The following is a 17890-nucleotide window of genomic DNA, read 5'->3' as shown; positions in this document are numbered from 1 at the left end:
TCACCCGAATCACTGACGTGTCGTGCATGGGTTTATCGGGAGCTGCGTCTATTCGGTGTTCTGCACTCTTTTGGCTACAGTAAATATAGAAATTAAATAATATTCCTGTTGCTGTATTATTCGGTCATTGGCCCATTGTTACCTCTTTCCTACTTATTATGCTGTGCCCGTTAATTATTACTGGCACCCACTTTTTCTGCCTGTTACATCTGGCGGATAGATATTGTCTTACTGGGAGTTTGTATTATGCCTGTTGCGCTGCTGGCATTGGCACTGTGTGCTTTTGCTATTGGTACCACCGAGTTTGTCATTATGGGGTTGCTGCCTCAGGTGGCCGGTGATTTGCACATCTCGATTCCAACCGCTGGGTGGTTAATCAGTGGCTATGCGCTGGGGGTGGCTATCGGAGCACCTATCATGGCGCTTCTGACGGCTAAATTGCCGCGTAAAAAGACATTATTGTTATTAATGGTGATTTTTATCATTGGTAACCTGATGTGTGCACTGGCATACAGCTACGATTTCCTGATGTTGGCCCGAGTGATTACCGCGCTGTGTCACGGGGCTTTCTTTGGTATTGGTGCTGTGGTGGCGGCCAATCTGGTGGCACCGAATCGGCGGGCCTCCGCTGTGGCACTGATGTTTACCGGGCTGACATTGGCCAATGTGTTGGGGGTTCCACTGGGGACGGCATTGGGGCAAGCTTTCGGCTGGCGTTCCACATTCTGGGTGGTGTCGGTCATCGGCTTGTTCTCACTGGCGGCGCTCTACAGCAAGCTGCCTGCTGTTCAGGATGAGGCCCCCACCGAGTTACGCAAAGAAATTGCCGCGCTGCGCGGTGGCGGTATTTGGCTATCTTTACTGATGACGGTATTTTTTGCCGCCGCGATGTTCGCCCTTTTTACCTATATCGCCCCAATTCTAACCGAGGTGACTCAGGTATCTGAGCATGGTGTCAGCTGGACATTGCTGCTGATGGGGGTAGGGCTGACGTTGGGTAATATTGTCGGCGGGCGACTGGCAGATTGGCGTTTATCGGTGAGTTTAACCACGACGTTCTTGCTGATCGCGATATTTTCCGCCCTATTTAGCTGGACGAGCTACTCATTATTGGCAGCGGAAGTGACCCTCTTCTTGTGGTCAGCTGCGGCCTTTTCCGCCGTGCCAGCATTGCAAATTAATGTGGTGGCCTACGGTAAAAAAGCCCCTAATTTGGTTTCGACACTCAACATTGCGGCATTTAATGTTGGCAATGCGTTAGGGGCTTGGGTCGGGGGCGTGGTGATTACTCAGGGATTGGGATTGACCGCAGTACCGCTGGCGGCGGCTGCACTGGCTGTTATTGGCTTGCTGCTGTGTTTGTTTACTTTCTCCCGTGCGCGCGCCAGTAAGGTAAAAACCGCATAGTAAGGTAAAAACACAACTATTGTGGGGCAATCACCGCCGCCAGGCGCTGTTGGAAGGTGATTGCCTGCTGTTTCAAGTGCTCGATAAAAGTATCTACCAAGCTTGATGATGGCCGGTGTATGGGTTGTATCAAGCTGACAGTAAAAGGAATTTCAACACTAAATGGCCGGACACAGACACCTTCAGCCCCCGCTTTGCTAAGGTAATCTAAGGCTGTTAATGGGTTGACGATAGAGACACCCACCCCTTCTTGCACCATCGCACAAACCGATGCTGCGCTGTGTGTTTCCAGCACTAATCTGCGGTTAATTCCTTGTTCAGCAAACAGATTATCCAGTAACTGGCGGTAGCTGTCAGTCACTGACAAACTGATAAAATTCTCACCCTGAAAATCTTGCGGTGTCAGTACAGCTTTGTGTTGCAATGGATGGTGGCGGGGCAATACACAAACTTCATTAACCGCCATCAAGGTGTGGCGCACAGTACCTGCGGGGGTTTGGGTATTTTCTGTTAAACCCAGGTCATGGCGCTGAGCAGACAGCCACTCTTCTAATAATGGCGATTCTTGCGGGATAACACTCAAGCTGACTTCGGGATAGAGATCAATAAAAGGTTTGCATACACCGGGCAGCAATGATTGAGAAAACACCGGGAGGCAAGCAATAGAAAGTTGTGCCTGGCGGAATTGGCGGATCCCCTCGGCGGCCTGTTTGATGCGATCCAGCCCATAGTAAGAGCGCTGCACTTCTTCAAAAAGACGTAAACCTTGTACTGTGGGATAAAGGCGGCCGCGCAGGCGGTCAAAGAGTGTTAATTGGACTAATTTCTCAAAGCGCGCCAATTCACGGCTGACGGTGGGTTGCGAGGTCTGGAGCAATTGCGCGGCTTCAGTGAGATTGCCAGTAGTCATAACTGCATGAAATATTTCTATTTGTCGTAATGAAATGGCGGGCATTATGGCGCTCCAGCGGTGGTGGCAGAGTAATCTAACCCATATCATAAATGAATAGACCAAGGGTAAATAGATATTTTCCAAACAGGTACTGAGTTGCTAATAATGATGTATTAGCGAAACGCTTTTTTTCGCCCAACTGATTGCTGACCATTATTAGGAAAACCTATGCCGCGCGCACTTGACGATACTTCTACGGCACTGACTGCCAAAAATTTGATTGCTTTGCCAGAGCGTTTTGGTTGCCCTGTATGGGCCTATGATGGCGATATTATCACCAGAAAAATCAATCAATTGCGCAATTTTGATGTTATCCGTTTTGCACAAAAAGCTTGCTCGAATATTCATATTTTACGTCTTATGCGCGAGCAAGGGGTTAAAGTTGATTCAGTCTCATTGGGCGAAATTGAGCGCGCGTTACATGCCGGTTTTCAACCGGGGCAGGAACCGGCAGAGATTGTCTTTACCGCGGACTTGCTAGACCAGCCCACATTGCTGCGGGTGACAGAATTAAATATTCCAGTGAATGCCGGTTCCATCGATATGCTGGATCAATTGGGGCAACATGCTCCTGGGCATCCGGTTTGGTTGCGGGTTAATCCGGGTTTTGGCCATGGTCACAGCCAAAAAACCAATACCGGTGGCGAAAATAGCAAGCACGGTATTTGGCATGAAGATCTCCCCCACGCCATCAATAAAGTTAAACAATATGGTTTAACTTTGGTGGGGATTCATATGCATATTGGTTCGGGTGTTGACTATCAGCATCTTGAACAAGTCTGTGCAGCTATGGTGAAGCAAGTTATTGATCTTGGGCAGGATATCAGCGCTATTTCTGCCGGTGGCGGGCTGTCGATCCCCTACCAATTTGGTGATGATGAAATTGATACCGAGCATTATTATGGTTTATGGAATCACGCCAGAGAACAAATTGCCGCGCATCTGGGCCATCCGGTCAGTCTTGAAATTGAACCGGGCCGTTTTTTGGTCGCAGAATCCGGGGTGTTAATCGCGCAGGTGCGGGCGGTGAAAGAGATGGGCAGCCGTCATTATGTGTTGGTGGATGCTGGGTTTAACGATTTAATGCGCCCGGCAATGTATGGCAGTTATCACCATATTTCGCTGCTGCCCGCTGATGGGCGCTCACTGGTTGCCGAGCCGTTAATTGAGACTGTCGTCGCGGGCCCACTTTGTGAGTCTGGTGATGTGTTTACTCAGGAAGCGGGTGGTGGCCTGGAAACCCGCGCCTTGCCCGCCGCCAAAATTGGCGACTATGTGGTATTTCATGATACTGGGGCTTATGGTGCATCCATGTCTTCTAACTACAACAGCCGCCCACTCTTACCGGAAGTGCTGTTTGAGCAGGGGCAGCCGCGTTTAATCCGCCGTCGGCAAACTATTGAAGAGCTGATTGCATTAGAACAGTTTTAAGTTTTTCACCTGGCTTATCAGAAAGATGAGCCAGGCCCATTTATTTACTTTTTACGGCTCTGCTTCTCACTTCTTGTTTCTTACTTCCCCAACTAAAGCCCCGACGCTACTGATTCTCGTCATTTCAGTTTGCCGGTAATTATCACATTAATAGCAATGTAACCTATTGATAATATTCAATTACAGTCAGCGGTGACTGTTTTTATTCATCGGCTAATGTCTGTGGGCTGGCGACAGAATGGCGGCGTACCAGTGTCGGGCTGAACATATTGGTAATCTCTGGCAGCGGGGTATTATTCGCCAATGCTAATGCCAGTTCGGCGGCTTGTGTTGCCATAGCGACCACCGGGTAACGGATGGTTGTCAGCCGTGGGCGCAGATAACGTGAGATCAACACATCGTCAAAACCGATCAAGGAGACTTCCTGCGGGACATCAATGCTGTTATCACTAAGCACTGATAATGCGCCTGCCGCCATAGGATCGTTATAACAGGTCACTGCCGTAAAATGTTTACCCCGACCCAGCAACTCAGTCATTGCTTGCTCGCCACCAATTTCATCGGGTTTGCCATAGGCGATTAAGCGGTCATCGACGGCGATATCGGACTCTTTCAATGCATCCAGATAGCCTTGCAGACGATCCGCTGCATCTGAAATTTGGTGATCAGAGCAAATGATCGCGATCCGTTTGTGGCCCTGCTGGATCAGGTGACGAGTTGCCAACCAGGCACCATAACGATCATCTAACGCCACACAGCGCGTTTCAAAACCGGGCAGGGTACGGTTAATTAACACCATGCCGGGGATCTGTTCCATTAATGACGTCAATTCTTCATCAGAGAGTTTTTTGGCGTGTACGACCAAGGCGGCACAGCGATGGCGAATTAGCTGTTCGATAGCCTGACGTTCTTTCTCGACATCATGGTAACCGTTACCAATCAAGAGAAAATTCCCTGTGGCATAAGCCACTTGTTCCACGGCTTTGACCATAGATCCAAAGAAGGGATCTGACACATCAGAAACAATCATCCCCACGGTTTCTGTAGATTTTTGGGCTAGTGCCCGTGCATTGGCATTGGGATGATATTGCAGTTGCTGCATGGCATCACATACTGCTTTTCGTGATGTCTCACTGGCCTTGGGCGAATTATTGATAACACGAGATACCGTTGCGACGGAAACACCCGCCAACTTGGCAACATCCTTAATAGTGGCCATTTTTCTTCCAGAGAGTTTCAGGGTAATCGCTTACATCACTCAGTTTTGCGGAAAACAGAACTGTCCGCAAGGGGGGATGATCGCAACTTGATGAGAAAAAAATAAAGAACAGAAAATTTAGGCGGCTGAAAACGTTGTTTGGCGGGGAAATATGCCGAATGGGTCTCTATGTTTAACATAATAAGCTGGGTAAGCGGCCAGCGCGCCTATAGCTGCTGTCGTCTCGGCTGACATGGAACTGAACATCTCGGTTTGTTATCAACCTCCTGAAATTAGATACATTATCTGTAGGTTGCCAAACATGTCGCTGCCGGCAATGGTCTTTTCAGTTGCCCACTTGACTGCGCTCGCTTTAGTTCTAAATGATACTATTTAGTTAAAATTGTGCTTTGGTTTTATTGTGGTGTGAATGTTACTTTTACTCTCAACTTAATTGTCTGAGATAGCCATGTCCATCACCCGTTACCCTCAGCTTGCTCACTGGGGCGCTTATACCGCTGTCGTTGAAGATGGCAAACTTATCCGCTGTGAACCCTTTGCTGATGATCCTAATCCTTCGCCATTATTGGCCTCGATTACGCCAATGGTTTATTCCGATAAACGTATTCGTAAACCAGCAGTGCGGCGCTCGTGGTTACAACAAAGAGAGAAAAGTGACCGCAGCTTACGTGGGCGGGAAGACTTTGTTGAAGTTGACTGGGATGTGGCGCTGGATTTAGTGGCAGCAGAAAATCGCCGGGTCAGAGATCAATACGGCCCTTCGGGTCTGTTTACCGGTTCTTATGGTTGGTCTTCTGCTGGGCGTTTACATCACGCCCGCTCATTAGTTCGGCGCTTTTATTTCGCCGGTGGTGGTGGTGTCGATCAACTGGGTAACTACAGTTGGGGGTCAGCACAATTCTTCTTACCTTATGTGATTGGCACATTTAGCCCGCTGACCGGCAGGGTGACTTCCTGGCCAAGTGTGGTCGAGCATTGCGAACTGTTTATCGCGTTTGGCGGGCTGGCCCTGAAAAATGCCCAGGTTTCTTCCGGTGGCTCGGCCGAGCATTCATTAAAACCCTGGCTGGAGAAATTGGCACAGAAGGGCACGCCGGTGATTAACATCAGCCCGATGCGGGATGATTGTCCGGCCTTTGTGAATGCAGAATGGATTCCTATTCGCCCGAATACTGATGTGGCGCTGATGCTAGCGCTGGCGTATGAAATTCAGCGCGTTGAGGGGCAGGATGACGCCTTCCTGGCAAGCCATTGTGTGGGTTATGAGCAATTAGCTAATTACATTCGCGGAGTGAATGACGGCATTGCTAAAACGCCCGATTGGGCCAGTGAAATTACCGGTATTCCGGCGGTACGCATTGCCTTGCTGGCACAGCAACTCATTGGTGTGCGCAGCTTTATGACCTGCTCCTATTCAGTTCAACGAGCACACCGTGGCGAACAACCTTATTGGATGGTGATTGCCTTGTCTGCCATGTTAGGGCAGGTGGGGTTGCCGGGGGGCGGTTTCTCATTTGGTCACGGCTCAATGAATGGGGTGGGTAATCCGCGCATAGACACCCCGGGGCCAAGTATGCCAGTGGGGAAAAACCCTGCCGGGCTGGCGATTCCGGTGGCGCGAATTTGTGACATGTTGCTCCAGCCGGGGCAGCCTTATCAGTTTCAGGGCGAAACCCACACCTACCCGGATATTCATTTGGTGCATTGGGCGGGCGGCAATCCTTTCCATCATCATCAGCAATTAAACCGGCTGGTGGAGGGGTGGCAAAAGCCGGACACCGTGATTGTGCAGGACATTTGGTGGACACCGGCCGCGAAAATGGCGGATATCGTGCTGCCAGTGACCAGTTCGCTGGAGCGCAATGATATTGGCGGTTCGTCACGGGATCGCTATGTCCTGGCGATGCACCAAGCCATTGCCCCGCAGCATCAGGCACGGCACGACTTTGATATTTTCGCCGATTTGGCGGAGCGGTTGGGTTACCGCGCAGCTTTCACCGAGAATCTGGATGAGATGGCGTGGATCCGGCGTATCTATCAAGAATGTGGGGCTGCACAGCAACCGCATGGGGTCGACTGGTCTGATTTTGAGACTTTTTGGCAACGCGGGCATGTGGATTTACCGGCTCCAAAACAGGAATTCGTCTTCTTTGATGCTTTTCGCAACAATCCTCAACAAAATCCACTGCAAACACCGAGTGGCAAGATTGAGCTGTTCAGCGAAAAAATCGCCAGTTATCACTATGAGGATTTTGCCCCTCATGCTGAATGGAAACCGCCGGTGGAATGGTTGGGGGCCCCGCAGGCCCAGCAGTGGCCGCTGCACTTGATCTCTATCCAACCGGCGGATCGGCTGCACAGCCAGCTTGATCCGGCACCATTGGCGCAGGGGAATAAAACCGCCGGCCGCGAAACACTTTATATGCATCCCCAAGATGCAGCCAGCCGTGACATTACTCAAGGCAGCCAGGTTAAAGTCAGCAATTTACGCGGTAATTGTTTAGCAGGAGTGCAAATTACTGATGGTGTGACTCGTGGTGTAGTGCTGATGGCGACGGGCGCTTGGTTTGATCCCGGTTTTGGCGGCAAACAGCATGATGTTGAGCAATCCGGTAATCCAAATGTTCTGACCTTGGATATTGGGACATCGCGCCTGACCCAAGGTCCAAACGCCATGAGCTGTTTAGTTGAGGTGGCGTTATTTTAATCTGTCTTGGCAATGTAGCTTAATGAATTACAGGCTTTTTCGCCTTCATGACAATGTTCACTACTGGTTACACTTTGCAGGCAAATGTTGCGATTACTCGCTAGCTGTTGTTTCACTGAAACAGCTACAGTAGTCATCCCAGAGGTATTAATTGGTGGGTAATCAACATACGCTGTGTGTTAGAAGCCAGTTTTTTATTTGCACCGACCTACGCAGATGCGTAGGTTTTTTTTTATTTGTTCTTCCCCCTCATTATCAGCGTGCTCTTACATAAAAATCAGCCAGTATTATAGTATTCTCTTCTTTTCATATTCATGGGTTTATCCCCCATTGACTTCAATATTTCAGTCGGCGGCAAGCTATCTGTAATTTGCTGTCTGTCGGGGAAATAGGGAAATAGGGAAATAGATATGGGCTATTCTGTGCTGCGCGCTCTTTTTCGTGGGTTATTTCGTGTCACTATTGAGGGCGTCACTGACCAGTTCTCACATCAAAAACTGATTATTACACCGAATCATGTCTCTTTCCTTGATGGTGTATTGTTAGCGCTGTTTCTACCAATAAAACCGGTGTTTGCGGTTTATTCCAGCATTACTGAAAGTTGGTATATGCGCTGGTTGAGCAAATATGTGGATTTTGTCGCGCTCGACCCCACCAAACCTATGGCAATTAAGCATCTGGTCAGGATGGTTGAGCAGGGCCGACCGGTGGTCATCTTCCCCGAAGGGCGTATTACGGTGACTGGCTCATTGATGAAAATCTATGATGGAGCGGCTTTTGTTGCCGCCAAATCCGGTGCCACTGTTGTTCCTGTGCGATTAGAAGGCCCTGAGTTTACCCATTTTGGGCGCTTGGGCGATGTGCTGAAAGTGCGCTGGTTCCCAAAAATCAGTATTTATGTGTTGCCCGCAACCAAATTACCTATGCCGCAAGCTGCGCGCGCTCGTGAACGCCGAGTGCTGGCGGGTGAGCGCTTGCATGGCATTATGATGGCGGCGCGGATGGCCATCCAGCCAAGGCAAACGCTGTTTGCTGCTTTATTGGCGGCGCAGACTCGCTACGGGCGTTTTAAACCCTGCATCGAAGATATTTCATTTAAAGAAGACAGCTACCACAGCCTGTTAAAGAAAATCCTGGGTGTTAGCCGCATTTTGCAGCGGTTTACCACACCAGGGGAGCATGTCGGGATGCTGTTGCCGAATGCCACTATCACTGCTGCGGCGATTTTTGGTGCTTCGGTTCGTGGCCGTATTCCGGCGCTACTTAACTACACCTCTGGCGCTAAAGGCCTAAAAAGTGCGATTACCGCCGCATCATTAAAAACGATTGTAACCTCGCGCCAGTTTCTGGAAAAAGGCAAGCTGACTCATTTACCTGAGCAAGTCACTGAGGCCAATTGGGTCTATTTGGAAGATTTAAAAGACACCGTGACATTGGCAGATAAGCTATGGATTTTATTCCATTTATGCTGCCCGCATCGGGCCATGCTGCCACAGCAGGCACAGGATAGCGCCTTAATTTTATTTACCTCCGGTTCAGAGGGGAACCCGAAAGGGGTGGTGCATTCTCATGCCAGTTTATTGGCTAACGTCGAGCAAATCCGCACCATTGCAGACTTCACACCCCGTGATCGTTTTATGTCGTCACTGCCGCTGTTCCATGCTTTTGGCCTGACGGTTGGATTATTCACACCACTGATGACGGGCAGCCGCGTATTCCTTTACCCCAATCCATTACATTATCGGATAGTTCCAGAATTGGTGTATGACCGCAACTGCACCGTGCTCTTTGGCACCTCCACCTTCCTGGGCAATTATGCGCGTTTTGCCCATCCGTATGACTTTGCCCGCTTACGTTATGTGGTAGCAGGAGCCGAGAAGTTAGCCGAAGGTACCAAGCAGATTTGGCAGGATAAATTTGGCATTCGTATTCTGGAAGGTTATGGCGTGACGGAATGTGCCCCTGTGGTGGCCATTAATGTGCCGATGGCGGCAAAAGTAAATACCGTAGGCCGCATTTTGCCGGGCATGGAATCGCGATTGATTCAAATACCTGGCATCGAACAGGCTGGGCGCTTACAACTGCGCGGCCCTAATATTATGCGCGGCTACTTGCGAGTGGAAAACCCAGGGGTGCTGGAACAGCCCTCTGCTGAAAATGCGCAGGGCGAGCAGGAAGCCGGTTGGTATGACACCGGCGATATCGTTGCCATTGATGAGCAAGGGTTCTGCGCCATTCGTGGCCGAATGAAGCGTTTTGCTAAATTGGCCGGAGAAATGGTTTCACTGGAGAGTGTCGAACAATTGGCACTGCGCATGTCACCGGAAGGGCAACATGCTGCGGCGACAAAAGCTGACAGCGGCAAAGGTGAAGCTTTAGTGCTGTTTACCACAGACAGTGAAATAACCCGCGATAAATTGCTCAAAGCAGCCCGGGAGCTTGGCGTGCCGGAACTGGCCGTGCCGCGCGATATTCGGGTGGTGAAAGCCTTGCCCTTGCTGGGGAGCGGTAAACCTGATTTTGTGACCTTAAGCAAAATGGCAGCAGACCCGGAGATGAATGTATGAGTCAGCCAGTAATAACAGATAAGCCATTGTTATCCAGAGGAATGATGGCAGTGCTTGGTGCGCAGTTTTTCTCGGCCTTTGGCGATAATGCGCTGCTTTTTGCCACTTTGGCCTTGATAAAACAGCAGCTATATCCGGACTGGAGCCAGCCCATTTTACAAATGGCTTTCGTGGCGACTTATATCATTCTGGCACCTTTTGTCGGGCAATTTGCTGATAGCTTCGCCAAAGGGCGGGTAATGATGGTGGCGAATGGTTTGAAGTTGGCGGGTGCATTAGTCATCTGTTTTGGGTTCAATCCGTTTTTGGGTTATAGCCTGGTGGGCGTGGGCGCGGCGGCTTATTCACCGGCTAAATATGGCATTTTGGGGGAAATTACCTCTGGTGAGCAGTTGGTGAAAGCCAATGGCATGATGGAGGCCTCCACCATTGCGGCCATTTTGCTCGGTTCAGTGGCGGGCGGCGTACTGGCTGACTGGCATTTAAGTGTGGCCTTGGGGGTCTGTGCGCTGGTGTATGCCATTGCTGTGGTTGCCAATATGTTTATCCCGCGTTTAGCGGCGGCCCGTGCTGGCAGTTCATGGCGGCCAGGGGCGATGACCGGCAGTTTCTTTGCGGCTTGCCGAATTTTATGGCGTGATGGCGAAACCCGTTTTTCGCTGGCGGGAACCAGCCTGTTTTGGGGGGCGGGGGTCACTCTGCGTTTCTTGTTGGTGCTGTGGGTGCCCATTGCGCTGGGGATTACCGATAACGCCACGCCAACATTACTTAATGCGATGGTGGCTATAGGGATTGTGGTGGGTGCCGGTGCTGCGGCCCGTTTTGTGACCCTGAAAACAGTAAAACGTTGTTTACCTGCGGGGGTGCTGATTGGGGTGTTTGTCGCTATTTTTGCTCTGCAACACAGTATGCCGATGGCTTATCTGCTGCTGATTATTATTGGGGTGTTGGGCGGTTTCTTTGTGGTTCCTCTCAATGCGTTATTGCAAGAGCGCGGTAAACACAGTGTTGGCGCGGGCAATGCCATTGCGGTACAAAATTTGGGTGAAAACACCGCGATGCTGCTGATGCTGGGGCTGTTCTCTGTGGTAGTGAAGCTCGGTGTACCTGTCATTGCAGTGGGTGTTGGGTTTGGTGTGGTATTCGCACTGGCAATTTCACTGCTGTGGTTTTGGCAGTGGCGGCAGTTGCGCCATAAAGTAACCAAATGATTTTGCAGTAAAAATAAAGGCCGCAGCAGCGGCCTTTTGTTATTTCAATATGGAGTGAATATTTAATTCAAACAATATTAAGGAGCTGGGAAGGTAAAGCGGGTGTGGATCTCTTCCAGTGCATGTAATACTTCCTGGCTCAGCACCACCTGCTGGCTATCAATATTACTTTTCAGTTGTTCCAGTGTGGTGGCACCCAGCAGGGTGCTGGCGACAAAAGGTTGCTGGCGGACGAAAGCCAGTGCCATCTGCGCCGGATCCAGTCCATGACGTTTTGCCAGCGCGACATACTCAGCTACTGCTAACTGGGCTTGTGGCCCGGTATAACGTGTGAAGCGGCTGTATAACGTATTACGCGCCCCAGCGGGTTGTGCGCCATTAAGATATTTGCCACTCAATGTTCCGAATGCCAGACTGGAGTAAGCCAGCAGCTCAACGCCTTCGTGCTGGCTAATTTCGGCCAGACCCACTTCAAAGCTGCGGTTCAGTAAACTGTAGGGGTTTTGAATAGAAACAATCCGGGGTAAATCATGTTTTTCTGCTAATTGCAGATAACGCATCACGCCCCAAGGGGTTTCATTCGAGACACCGATATAACGAATTTTACCGGCCCGCACCTGTTCAGTCAGCGCTTCCAGTGTTTCCAGCAATGTGACCACCGCCGTCTGTTCGCTGTAATGATAATTTAATTTGCCAAAACAGTTGGTTTCTCGCTGTGGCCAATGTAGCTGATAAATATCAAGATAATCGGTATTGAGACGTCTGAGACTATCTTCCAGCGCGATGCGGATATTTTTCCGATCCAGTGCCATATTCGGACGAATAGGTTGGTCGCTCCCGCGTGATGGCCCAGAGATTTTACTGGCTAAAATGATTTTATCCCGACAACCGCGTGCTTTTATCCAGTTTCCAATATATTGCTCAGTTAACCCTTGGGTTTCTGGCTTTGGGGGAACCGGGTACATTTCTGCGGTATCGATTAAGTTAATACCGGCTGCAACGGCATAATCCAGTTGAGCATGGGCATCGGCTTCACTATTTTGTTCACCAAAGGTCATGGTGCCAAGACCCAGCCGGCTTACTTCTAATGAACTGTGGGGAATACGATGATATTGCATTGCCGACCTTCCTTAATGTCTGAAATTATCAGGCCATACCCGCCTTATCCGACTATAACGAAGCGCGGCAGCAGGGGGAAGAGTGCAAAACAAAAGTACAGAAAAAATTGGGAAGTAGGTGCGGCGAACCGCACCCGAAGCGGTGGCATTTATTATTTAGCAGATTTACTTTTTTTCCCGTCGCATGAGATTCAGGGTTTCAACACCCATAGAGAAGAACATGGCGAAATAAATGTAACCTTTTGGAATGTGAATCTGGAAACTTTCCAACATCAGGGTGAAGCCGACCAGGATCAGGAAAGACAATGCCAGCATCTTGACTGAGGGATGGCGGTTAACAAACTCACCAATGGGTCTGGCGGCAAACATCATCACACCCACTGAGATGACGACAGCAGACATCATAATAAACAGATGGTCTGACAGCCCAACCGCAGTGATGACTGAGTCCAGACTGAAAATAATGTCCAGCAGCATGATCTGCACGATGGCGCCAAAGAAGGAGCTGACATTACTGGTGTGTTCGGTATCACTGCCTTCAATGGTTTCATGGATTTCTTTACTGGCCTTCCAAATCAGGAATAACCCCCCCAGCAGCAGAATGAGATCCCGCATTGAGACACCATGACCGGCCAGACTAAACAGCGGCTCAGTTAGGCGGATAACCCAAGCAATAGAGGCCAATAATGCCAAACGCATTAACATAGCCCCAGCCAAACCTATACGGCGGGCTTTGTTCTGTTGTGCTTTAGGTAATTTTGCGACCACCAAAGAAAGGAAAATAATATTGTCTATCCCCAGAACAATCTCAAGGATAGTTAATGTGCCTAGCGCCAACCAGGCATTTGGATCGGCAACCCATTCAAACATTGCGCCTATACACCTTACAGAAACACAAAAACACAATTATACGCTTCTTACTTGAAATTGCAGCGTTGTTAGCGGGACTTATTACTCGAATCATCCAAAGGGGGCCGGGGTTACCCTGTTCGATGCTATCCCCGAAGCCTGGCGACTGGCATTTGGTTTTCAGCCAAAAGTCATGCGGTTTACAGTAAGAAGTGGCGGGCTAACATTGGGCCGGTGAAGGTTTTTTTCAGATAAAAACCGCGTGGCAGTGTCATGATTGGCTGGCCTTGCTCACCAATAGCTTCGGTTAATGCACGACTATTGGCCGCTTTCGGGCGCAATTGTAATACTTGACCATGACGCGCGGTGATGGTCTCGACTTTACCCAAAACGATAAGGTCCATTAACTCTTCCCAGTCGCGCCGCAGCAATTCTTCCTCTTCTTCATTTGGGCTCCAGAGTAAGGGCGCACCGACTCTGCGCTCAGCTAGAGGTATTTGCCGCTCCCCCTCAACAGGTACCCACAGCACTCTGGCCAGCTTATGCCGCACATGGCTACTTTCCCAAGTAACGCCACTATTACCGGTCAATGGTGCAACACAGACAAATGTAGTTTCCAGCGGTTTGCCCTGAGCACTGATAGGAATGGTTTTCAGCTCAATCCCAATATCAGCGAAATCTTGTTCAGGTTTACTGCCAGCACTGGCCCCCAGATAGAATTCCAGCAACATACCAACCCAACCTTTTACACGTTTTAAGTCGGCGGGAATCACCCACTGGGCTTGGCTGGCCAATTCGCCGAGGGTAAAACCTGATAAGGCCTGAGCTCGTTGAAAAAGTTGATGTTCATCTGTGGGGGGGGCCGGAGGCAATGAATAAACAGACATGGCTGGAAACCTGCTAAAGTCGGTTAAAAAACAAGCGGAAACAAAAGTGACTGTCGATGTATTGTTATCCAGTACGGCAGAAATTAATAATAGCATGATTTAACGGAAGTTTTCTTTCCTTTTGCCGCGAAAATACTTTTGTTCTTAGCCTCTTGTGCACCTGCTGACAGGAATAATGAACAGGATCTTACACCTATTTATCCACAGATTTATTGGATAACCTCAGTAAATCGTGATCACTGGTTCAATTTACAGCCTTGACGGCAGGTTTTTTTGCGAGTTTTACTCTTTTTTGCATAACTTTGACTCATTATCTGTGGATAAAAACCACATTGATGGATCTTTAGCCAGCAGCAGATCTAAAACGGACATAGATCACATTTCTGTGCAGTAAAACCCTGTGGGAAACCTGTTATTTTATTGAAATTAATCATTTATTTTTTTAGATATTTTTGTCGTATAATTACGTTAAAATGAGTTGTACCCGCTTTCCCCTAGAGTTCTGCACACCTATATCCACAGAAAAAGTGAATAAAATAGCGTGCATGGCCTTCGGGGTGTTTATAACTTTGCTAATATCTGTGAGTTATCCCCGAGTTATCCGGTTTAGCGGGTAGATAAGCAGTGGTTTACCGCCTGTTGCTAGTGTGAAACAATCAGAGCATCTTTGAGTTTTAAGCTTATCGAGGTAGTCCGGTGATCGATGATGATGGCTACCGCCCGAACGTGGGTATCGTAATTTGTAATCGTCAGGGAGAAGTGTTGTGGGCTAGACGTTACGGCCAGCACTCTTGGCAGTTTCCTCAAGGGGGGATTAACCCCGGTGAAACACCAGAGCAGGCAATGTATCGTGAACTTTTTGAAGAAGTAGGACTTAACAAAAAGGATGTCCGAATTCTGGCTTCAACCCGTAACTGGTTACGTTACAAATTACCTAAGCGTTTGGTGCGTTGGGATACAAAGCCGGTATGCATCGGCCAAAAACAGCGATGGTTTCTACTACAGTTACTCTGTAATGAAGCCGATATTAATATGCAACGCAGCAGTACCCCGGAGTTTGATGGCTGGCGCTGGGTCAGTTATTGGTATCCGGTGCGTCAGGTGGTGTCTTTTAAACGTGATGTTTATCGTCGCGTAATGAAAGAATTTGCGCCAACCGTAATGCCTGTGCAGGAGGTCGCTCCGCCACGGGTACCGCCCGCTTATCGCCGTAAAAGAGGTTAAGTTAAGCCGATCATGCTTATGCGTTTGCGAGAAATAGTTGAGAAAGTGGCGATGGCAACAAGCCTAACGGATGCGTTAGAGCTGTTGGTCAATGAAACCTGTCTGGCGATGGACACGGAAGTCTGTTCGATTTATCTGGCAGATAATGACCGCCGTTGTTATTACCTGATGGCGACGCGGGGTTTGAAAAAACCCCGTGGTCGCACCATTACGCTGGCTTTTGACGAAGGGATCGTCGGGCTGGTAGGGCGTCTGGCCGAGCCAATAAACCTGGCTGATGCTCAGAGTCACCCCAGCTTTAAATATGTTCCGCAAGTTAAAGAGGATCGCTTCCGCGCCTTTCTTGGGGTGCCTATTATTTATCGCCGCCAGTTACTTGGCGTGCTGGTGGTTCAGCAACGTGAGCATCGTCAGTTTGATGAGAGCGAAGAGTCGTTCATGGTCACCCTGGCGACACAGCTGGCAGGTATTCTTTCTCAATCTCAGCTTAATGCAATTTTTGGCCAATACCGTCAAACTCGAATTCGTGCACTGGCCGCCGCTCCTGGCGTGGCAGTGGCGGAAGGCTGGCAGGACACTTCGCAGCCTTCCCTTGATTTGGTTTATGAAGCCTCGACACTCGATCCCGCTCTGGAACGTGAACGTCTGACTCAAGCTTTGGAAGAGGCCGCCGCAGAATTTCGCCGTTTCAGTAAGCGCTTTGCCGCCAGCTCACAAAAAGAGAGCGCGGCGATTTTTGATCTCTATTCCCACTTGCTCAATGATGCCCGCCTAAAGCGCGAGCTTTTCGCTCAAATTGATGCCGGTTCGGTGGCGGAATGGGCGGTTAAGCAAGTGGTTGAACAATTTGCCGCACAATTTGCCAGCCTGCAAGACACTTACATGCGCGAGCGCGGCAGTGATTTGCGTGCTTTAGGCCAGCGTTTATTGTTCCATCTTGACGACAGCACCTCTGGGGCCAGTCAATGGCCAGAGCGTTTTATTCTGGTTGCTGATGAGCTAACCGCCACCCTGTTAGCCGAAGTACCGCAGGATCGCCTGGTGGGTGTGGTGGTGCGCGATGGTGCGGCTAACTCCCATGCCGCAATTCTGGTGCGCGCGATGGGGATCCCGACGGTGATGGGCGCGGATATTCAACCCGCGTTACTCAACCAGCGCTTGCTGATAGTGGATGGTTATCGTGGCGAGGTACTGGTTGATCCTGAGCCGGTGCTGGTCAAAGAATATCAGCGGTTGGTTACTGAAGAAATTGAACTCAGTAAACTGGCTGAAGATGATGTGGAACAACCGGCAGCGCTGAAAAGTGGGGAGCGGGTTCAGGTCATGCTGAATGCCGGCCTTAGCCCGGAACATGAACAACTGCTGGGTGGGCGAGTAGATGGCGTTGGCCTCTATCGCACCGAAATCCCTTTTATGTTACAAAGCGGCTTCCCATCAGAAGAAGAGCAAGTTGCCCAGTATCAAGGCATGCTACAGCTTTACCCGCATAAACCTGTAACCTTAAGAACACTGGATATTGGCGCAGATAAACAACTGCCTTACATGCCCATTAGTGAAGAAAATCCTTGCCTGGGTTGGCGCGGTATTCGTGTCACCCTGGATCAGCCAGAGATATTTTTGATTCAAGTGCGCGCAATGCTCAGGGCTAATGCCGGTACCGGCAATTTAGGTATTTTATTGCCGATGATAACCAGTCTGGAAGAGGTTGATGAGGCCAAACGCCTTATTGATCGCGCCGGGCGCGAAGTTGAGGAAGTCTTGGGCTATGCATTACCCCAGCCAAAACTGGGGGTGATGGTTGAAGTGCCAGCCATGATTTTTATGCTGCCATACTTGAAATCTCGAGTCGATTTTATCTCGGTTGGCACCAACGATTTGACGCAATATTTGCTGGCGGTGGATCGCAACAATACCCGGGTTGCTTCGCTGTATGACAGCCTCCATCCTGCGATGCTACAAGTGTTGAATCATATTTTGACTCAAGCGACACAGTCCGGCTTACAGGTGAGTTTGTGTGGTGAAATGGCCGGCGACCCGATGGGTGCATTGCTGCTGGTTGGGCTGGGTTATCGTAATCTCAGTATGAATGGCCGCAGTGTGGCGCGCATAAAATACCTGCTGCGCAACATTGATTTGGCAGATGCGCAAGCACTGGCAGAGCGGGTGTTAGCGGCTCAAATGACCACGGATGTGCGCCATTTAACCGCGGCATTTATGGAGCGCAGAGGGCTGGGCGGGTTAATCCGTGGTGGGAAATAACCTTTCTTACTTGGTGTTGTCACCTTGTTAGCTGCTATTACTTACTCGAATACACTGGT

Annotated in this window: 12 protein-coding genes; 7 read left to right on the top strand and 5 right to left on the bottom strand. The window is 49.7% G+C overall.

Going from position 1 to position 17890, the window contains the following annotated elements; genetic code table 11:
- The first annotated feature begins 246 nt into the window (after positions 1-246).
- Entirely contained in the window at positions 247-1407 is a 1161-nt protein-coding gene (locus YROHD0001_RS07280) for an MFS transporter (RefSeq protein ID WP_004715125.1), read from the top strand.
- A 16-nt stretch (positions 1408-1423) separates the two neighbouring features.
- Here YROHD0001_RS07280 and YROHD0001_RS07285 read toward each other — a convergent pair whose 3' ends face one another.
- On the bottom strand, positions 1424-2362 hold the full coding sequence (locus YROHD0001_RS07285) for a LysR family transcriptional regulator (RefSeq protein ID WP_004715124.1): 939 nt from the start codon (positions 2360-2362) through the stop codon (positions 1424-1426).
- A 165-nt stretch (positions 2363-2527) separates the two neighbouring features.
- On the opposite strand from YROHD0001_RS07285, the gene lysA reads away from it, so the two are divergent.
- Entirely contained in the window at positions 2528-3790 is a 1263-nt protein-coding gene (gene lysA, locus YROHD0001_RS07290) for a diaminopimelate decarboxylase (RefSeq protein ID WP_004715121.1), read from the top strand.
- A gap of 202 nt (positions 3791-3992) precedes the next feature.
- On the opposite strand, the gene galR is transcribed toward lysA, so the two are convergent.
- Entirely contained in the window at positions 3993-5009 is a 1017-nt protein-coding gene (gene galR / locus YROHD0001_RS07295) for an HTH-type transcriptional regulator GalR (protein ID WP_004715120.1), read from the bottom strand.
- Between the two features lie 448 nt (positions 5010-5457).
- Here galR and YROHD0001_RS07300 point away from each other — a divergent pair, with 448 nt between their 5' ends.
- The 3 genes from YROHD0001_RS07300 to lplT all read left to right on the top strand — a co-directional run bounded on the left by YROHD0001_RS07300 (position 5458) and on the right by lplT (position 11494).
- The gene (locus YROHD0001_RS07300; RefSeq protein ID WP_004715119.1) at positions 5458-7716 is read left to right on the top strand and encodes a molybdopterin guanine dinucleotide-containing S/N-oxide reductase; all 2259 of its coding nucleotides are present in this window, start codon (positions 5458-5460) and stop codon (positions 7714-7716) included.
- 410 nt (positions 7717-8126) lie between these two features.
- Positions 8127-10283, top strand: coding sequence for a bifunctional acyl-ACP--phospholipid O-acyltransferase/long-chain-fatty-acid--ACP ligase (gene aas, locus YROHD0001_RS07305; RefSeq protein ID WP_004715118.1), 2157 nt, complete (start codon positions 8127-8129; stop codon positions 10281-10283).
- A complete protein-coding gene (gene lplT, locus YROHD0001_RS07310) occupies positions 10280-11494 on the top strand; it encodes a lysophospholipid transporter LplT (protein WP_032817077.1) in 1215 nt (404 codons plus the stop codon). The genes aas and lplT overlap by 4 nt, the downstream gene beginning before the upstream one ends.
- A 77-nt stretch (positions 11495-11571) precedes the next feature.
- Here the strand turns inward: lplT and YROHD0001_RS07315 are convergent, their stop codons facing one another.
- From YROHD0001_RS07315 to mutH, 3 genes are all read right to left on the bottom strand, one after another.
- Positions 11572-12612: an NADP(H)-dependent aldo-keto reductase gene (locus YROHD0001_RS07315; protein ID WP_004715116.1), complete on the bottom strand. Its 1041-nt coding sequence runs from the start codon at positions 12610-12612 to the stop codon at positions 11572-11574.
- Between the two features lie 165 nt (positions 12613-12777).
- Complete coding sequence (locus tag YROHD0001_RS07320) at positions 12778-13482, bottom strand: TerC family protein (RefSeq protein ID WP_004715115.1); 705 nt, start codon at positions 13480-13482, stop codon at positions 12778-12780.
- A gap of 179 nt (positions 13483-13661) precedes the next feature.
- Positions 13662-14348, bottom strand: coding sequence for a DNA mismatch repair endonuclease MutH (gene mutH, locus YROHD0001_RS07325; RefSeq protein ID WP_032817075.1), 687 nt, complete (start codon positions 14346-14348; stop codon positions 13662-13664).
- 696 nt (positions 14349-15044) lie between these two features.
- Here mutH and rppH point away from each other — a divergent pair.
- Together rppH and ptsP are read left to right on the top strand one after the other, a co-directional pair.
- Positions 15045-15572 carry an RNA pyrophosphohydrolase gene (gene rppH, locus YROHD0001_RS07330; protein ID WP_004715112.1) on the top strand — a complete coding sequence of 176 codons (528 nt, stop codon included), beginning with the start codon at positions 15045-15047 and terminating at the stop codon, positions 15570-15572.
- A 12-nt stretch (positions 15573-15584) separates the two neighbouring features.
- Positions 15585-17831 carry a phosphoenolpyruvate--protein phosphotransferase gene (ptsP, locus tag YROHD0001_RS07335; protein ID WP_032817074.1) on the top strand — a complete coding sequence of 749 codons (2247 nt, stop codon included), beginning with the start codon at positions 15585-15587 and terminating at the stop codon, positions 17829-17831.
- Positions 17832-17890: the final 59 nt, after the last annotated feature.

The sequence above is a fragment of the Yersinia rohdei ATCC 43380 genome (assembly GCF_000173775.1).
Taxonomy (GTDB): Bacteria; Pseudomonadota; Gammaproteobacteria; order Enterobacterales; family Enterobacteriaceae; genus Yersinia; species Yersinia rohdei.
Note: the sequence above shows the minus strand (reverse complement) of the source record. Positions and strands in the feature narration are given on the sequence as shown.

Excerpts from the sequence above, each read along its gene's own strand:
- YROHD0001_RS07320 (WP_004715115.1), bottom strand. The coding sequence starts at position 13,482 with ATGTTTGAATGGGTTGCCGATCCAAATGCCTGGTTGGCGCTAGGCACA.
- aas (WP_004715118.1), top strand. The coding sequence starts at position 8,127 with ATGGGCTATTCTGTGCTGCGCGCTCTTTTTCGTGGGTTATTTCGTGTC.
- lplT (WP_032817077.1), top strand. The coding sequence starts at position 10,280 with ATGAGTCAGCCAGTAATAACAGATAAGCCATTGTTATCCAGAGGAATG.
- YROHD0001_RS07285 (WP_004715124.1), bottom strand. The coding sequence starts at position 2,362 with ATGCCCGCCATTTCATTACGACAAATAGAAATATTTCATGCAGTTATG.
- galR (WP_004715120.1), bottom strand. The coding sequence starts at position 5,009 with ATGGCCACTATTAAGGATGTTGCCAAGTTGGCGGGTGTTTCCGTCGCA.
- ptsP (WP_032817074.1), top strand. The coding sequence starts at position 15,585 with ATGCTTATGCGTTTGCGAGAAATAGTTGAGAAAGTGGCGATGGCAACA.
- mutH (WP_032817075.1), bottom strand. The coding sequence starts at position 14,348 with ATGTCTGTTTATTCATTGCCTCCGGCCCCCCCCACAGATGAACATCAA.
- YROHD0001_RS07280 (WP_004715125.1), top strand. The coding sequence starts at position 247 with ATGCCTGTTGCGCTGCTGGCATTGGCACTGTGTGCTTTTGCTATTGGT.
- YROHD0001_RS07315 (WP_004715116.1), bottom strand. The coding sequence starts at position 12,612 with ATGCAATATCATCGTATTCCCCACAGTTCATTAGAAGTAAGCCGGCTG.
- YROHD0001_RS07300 (WP_004715119.1), top strand. The coding sequence starts at position 5,458 with ATGTCCATCACCCGTTACCCTCAGCTTGCTCACTGGGGCGCTTATACC.
- lysA (WP_004715121.1), top strand. The coding sequence starts at position 2,528 with ATGCCGCGCGCACTTGACGATACTTCTACGGCACTGACTGCCAAAAAT.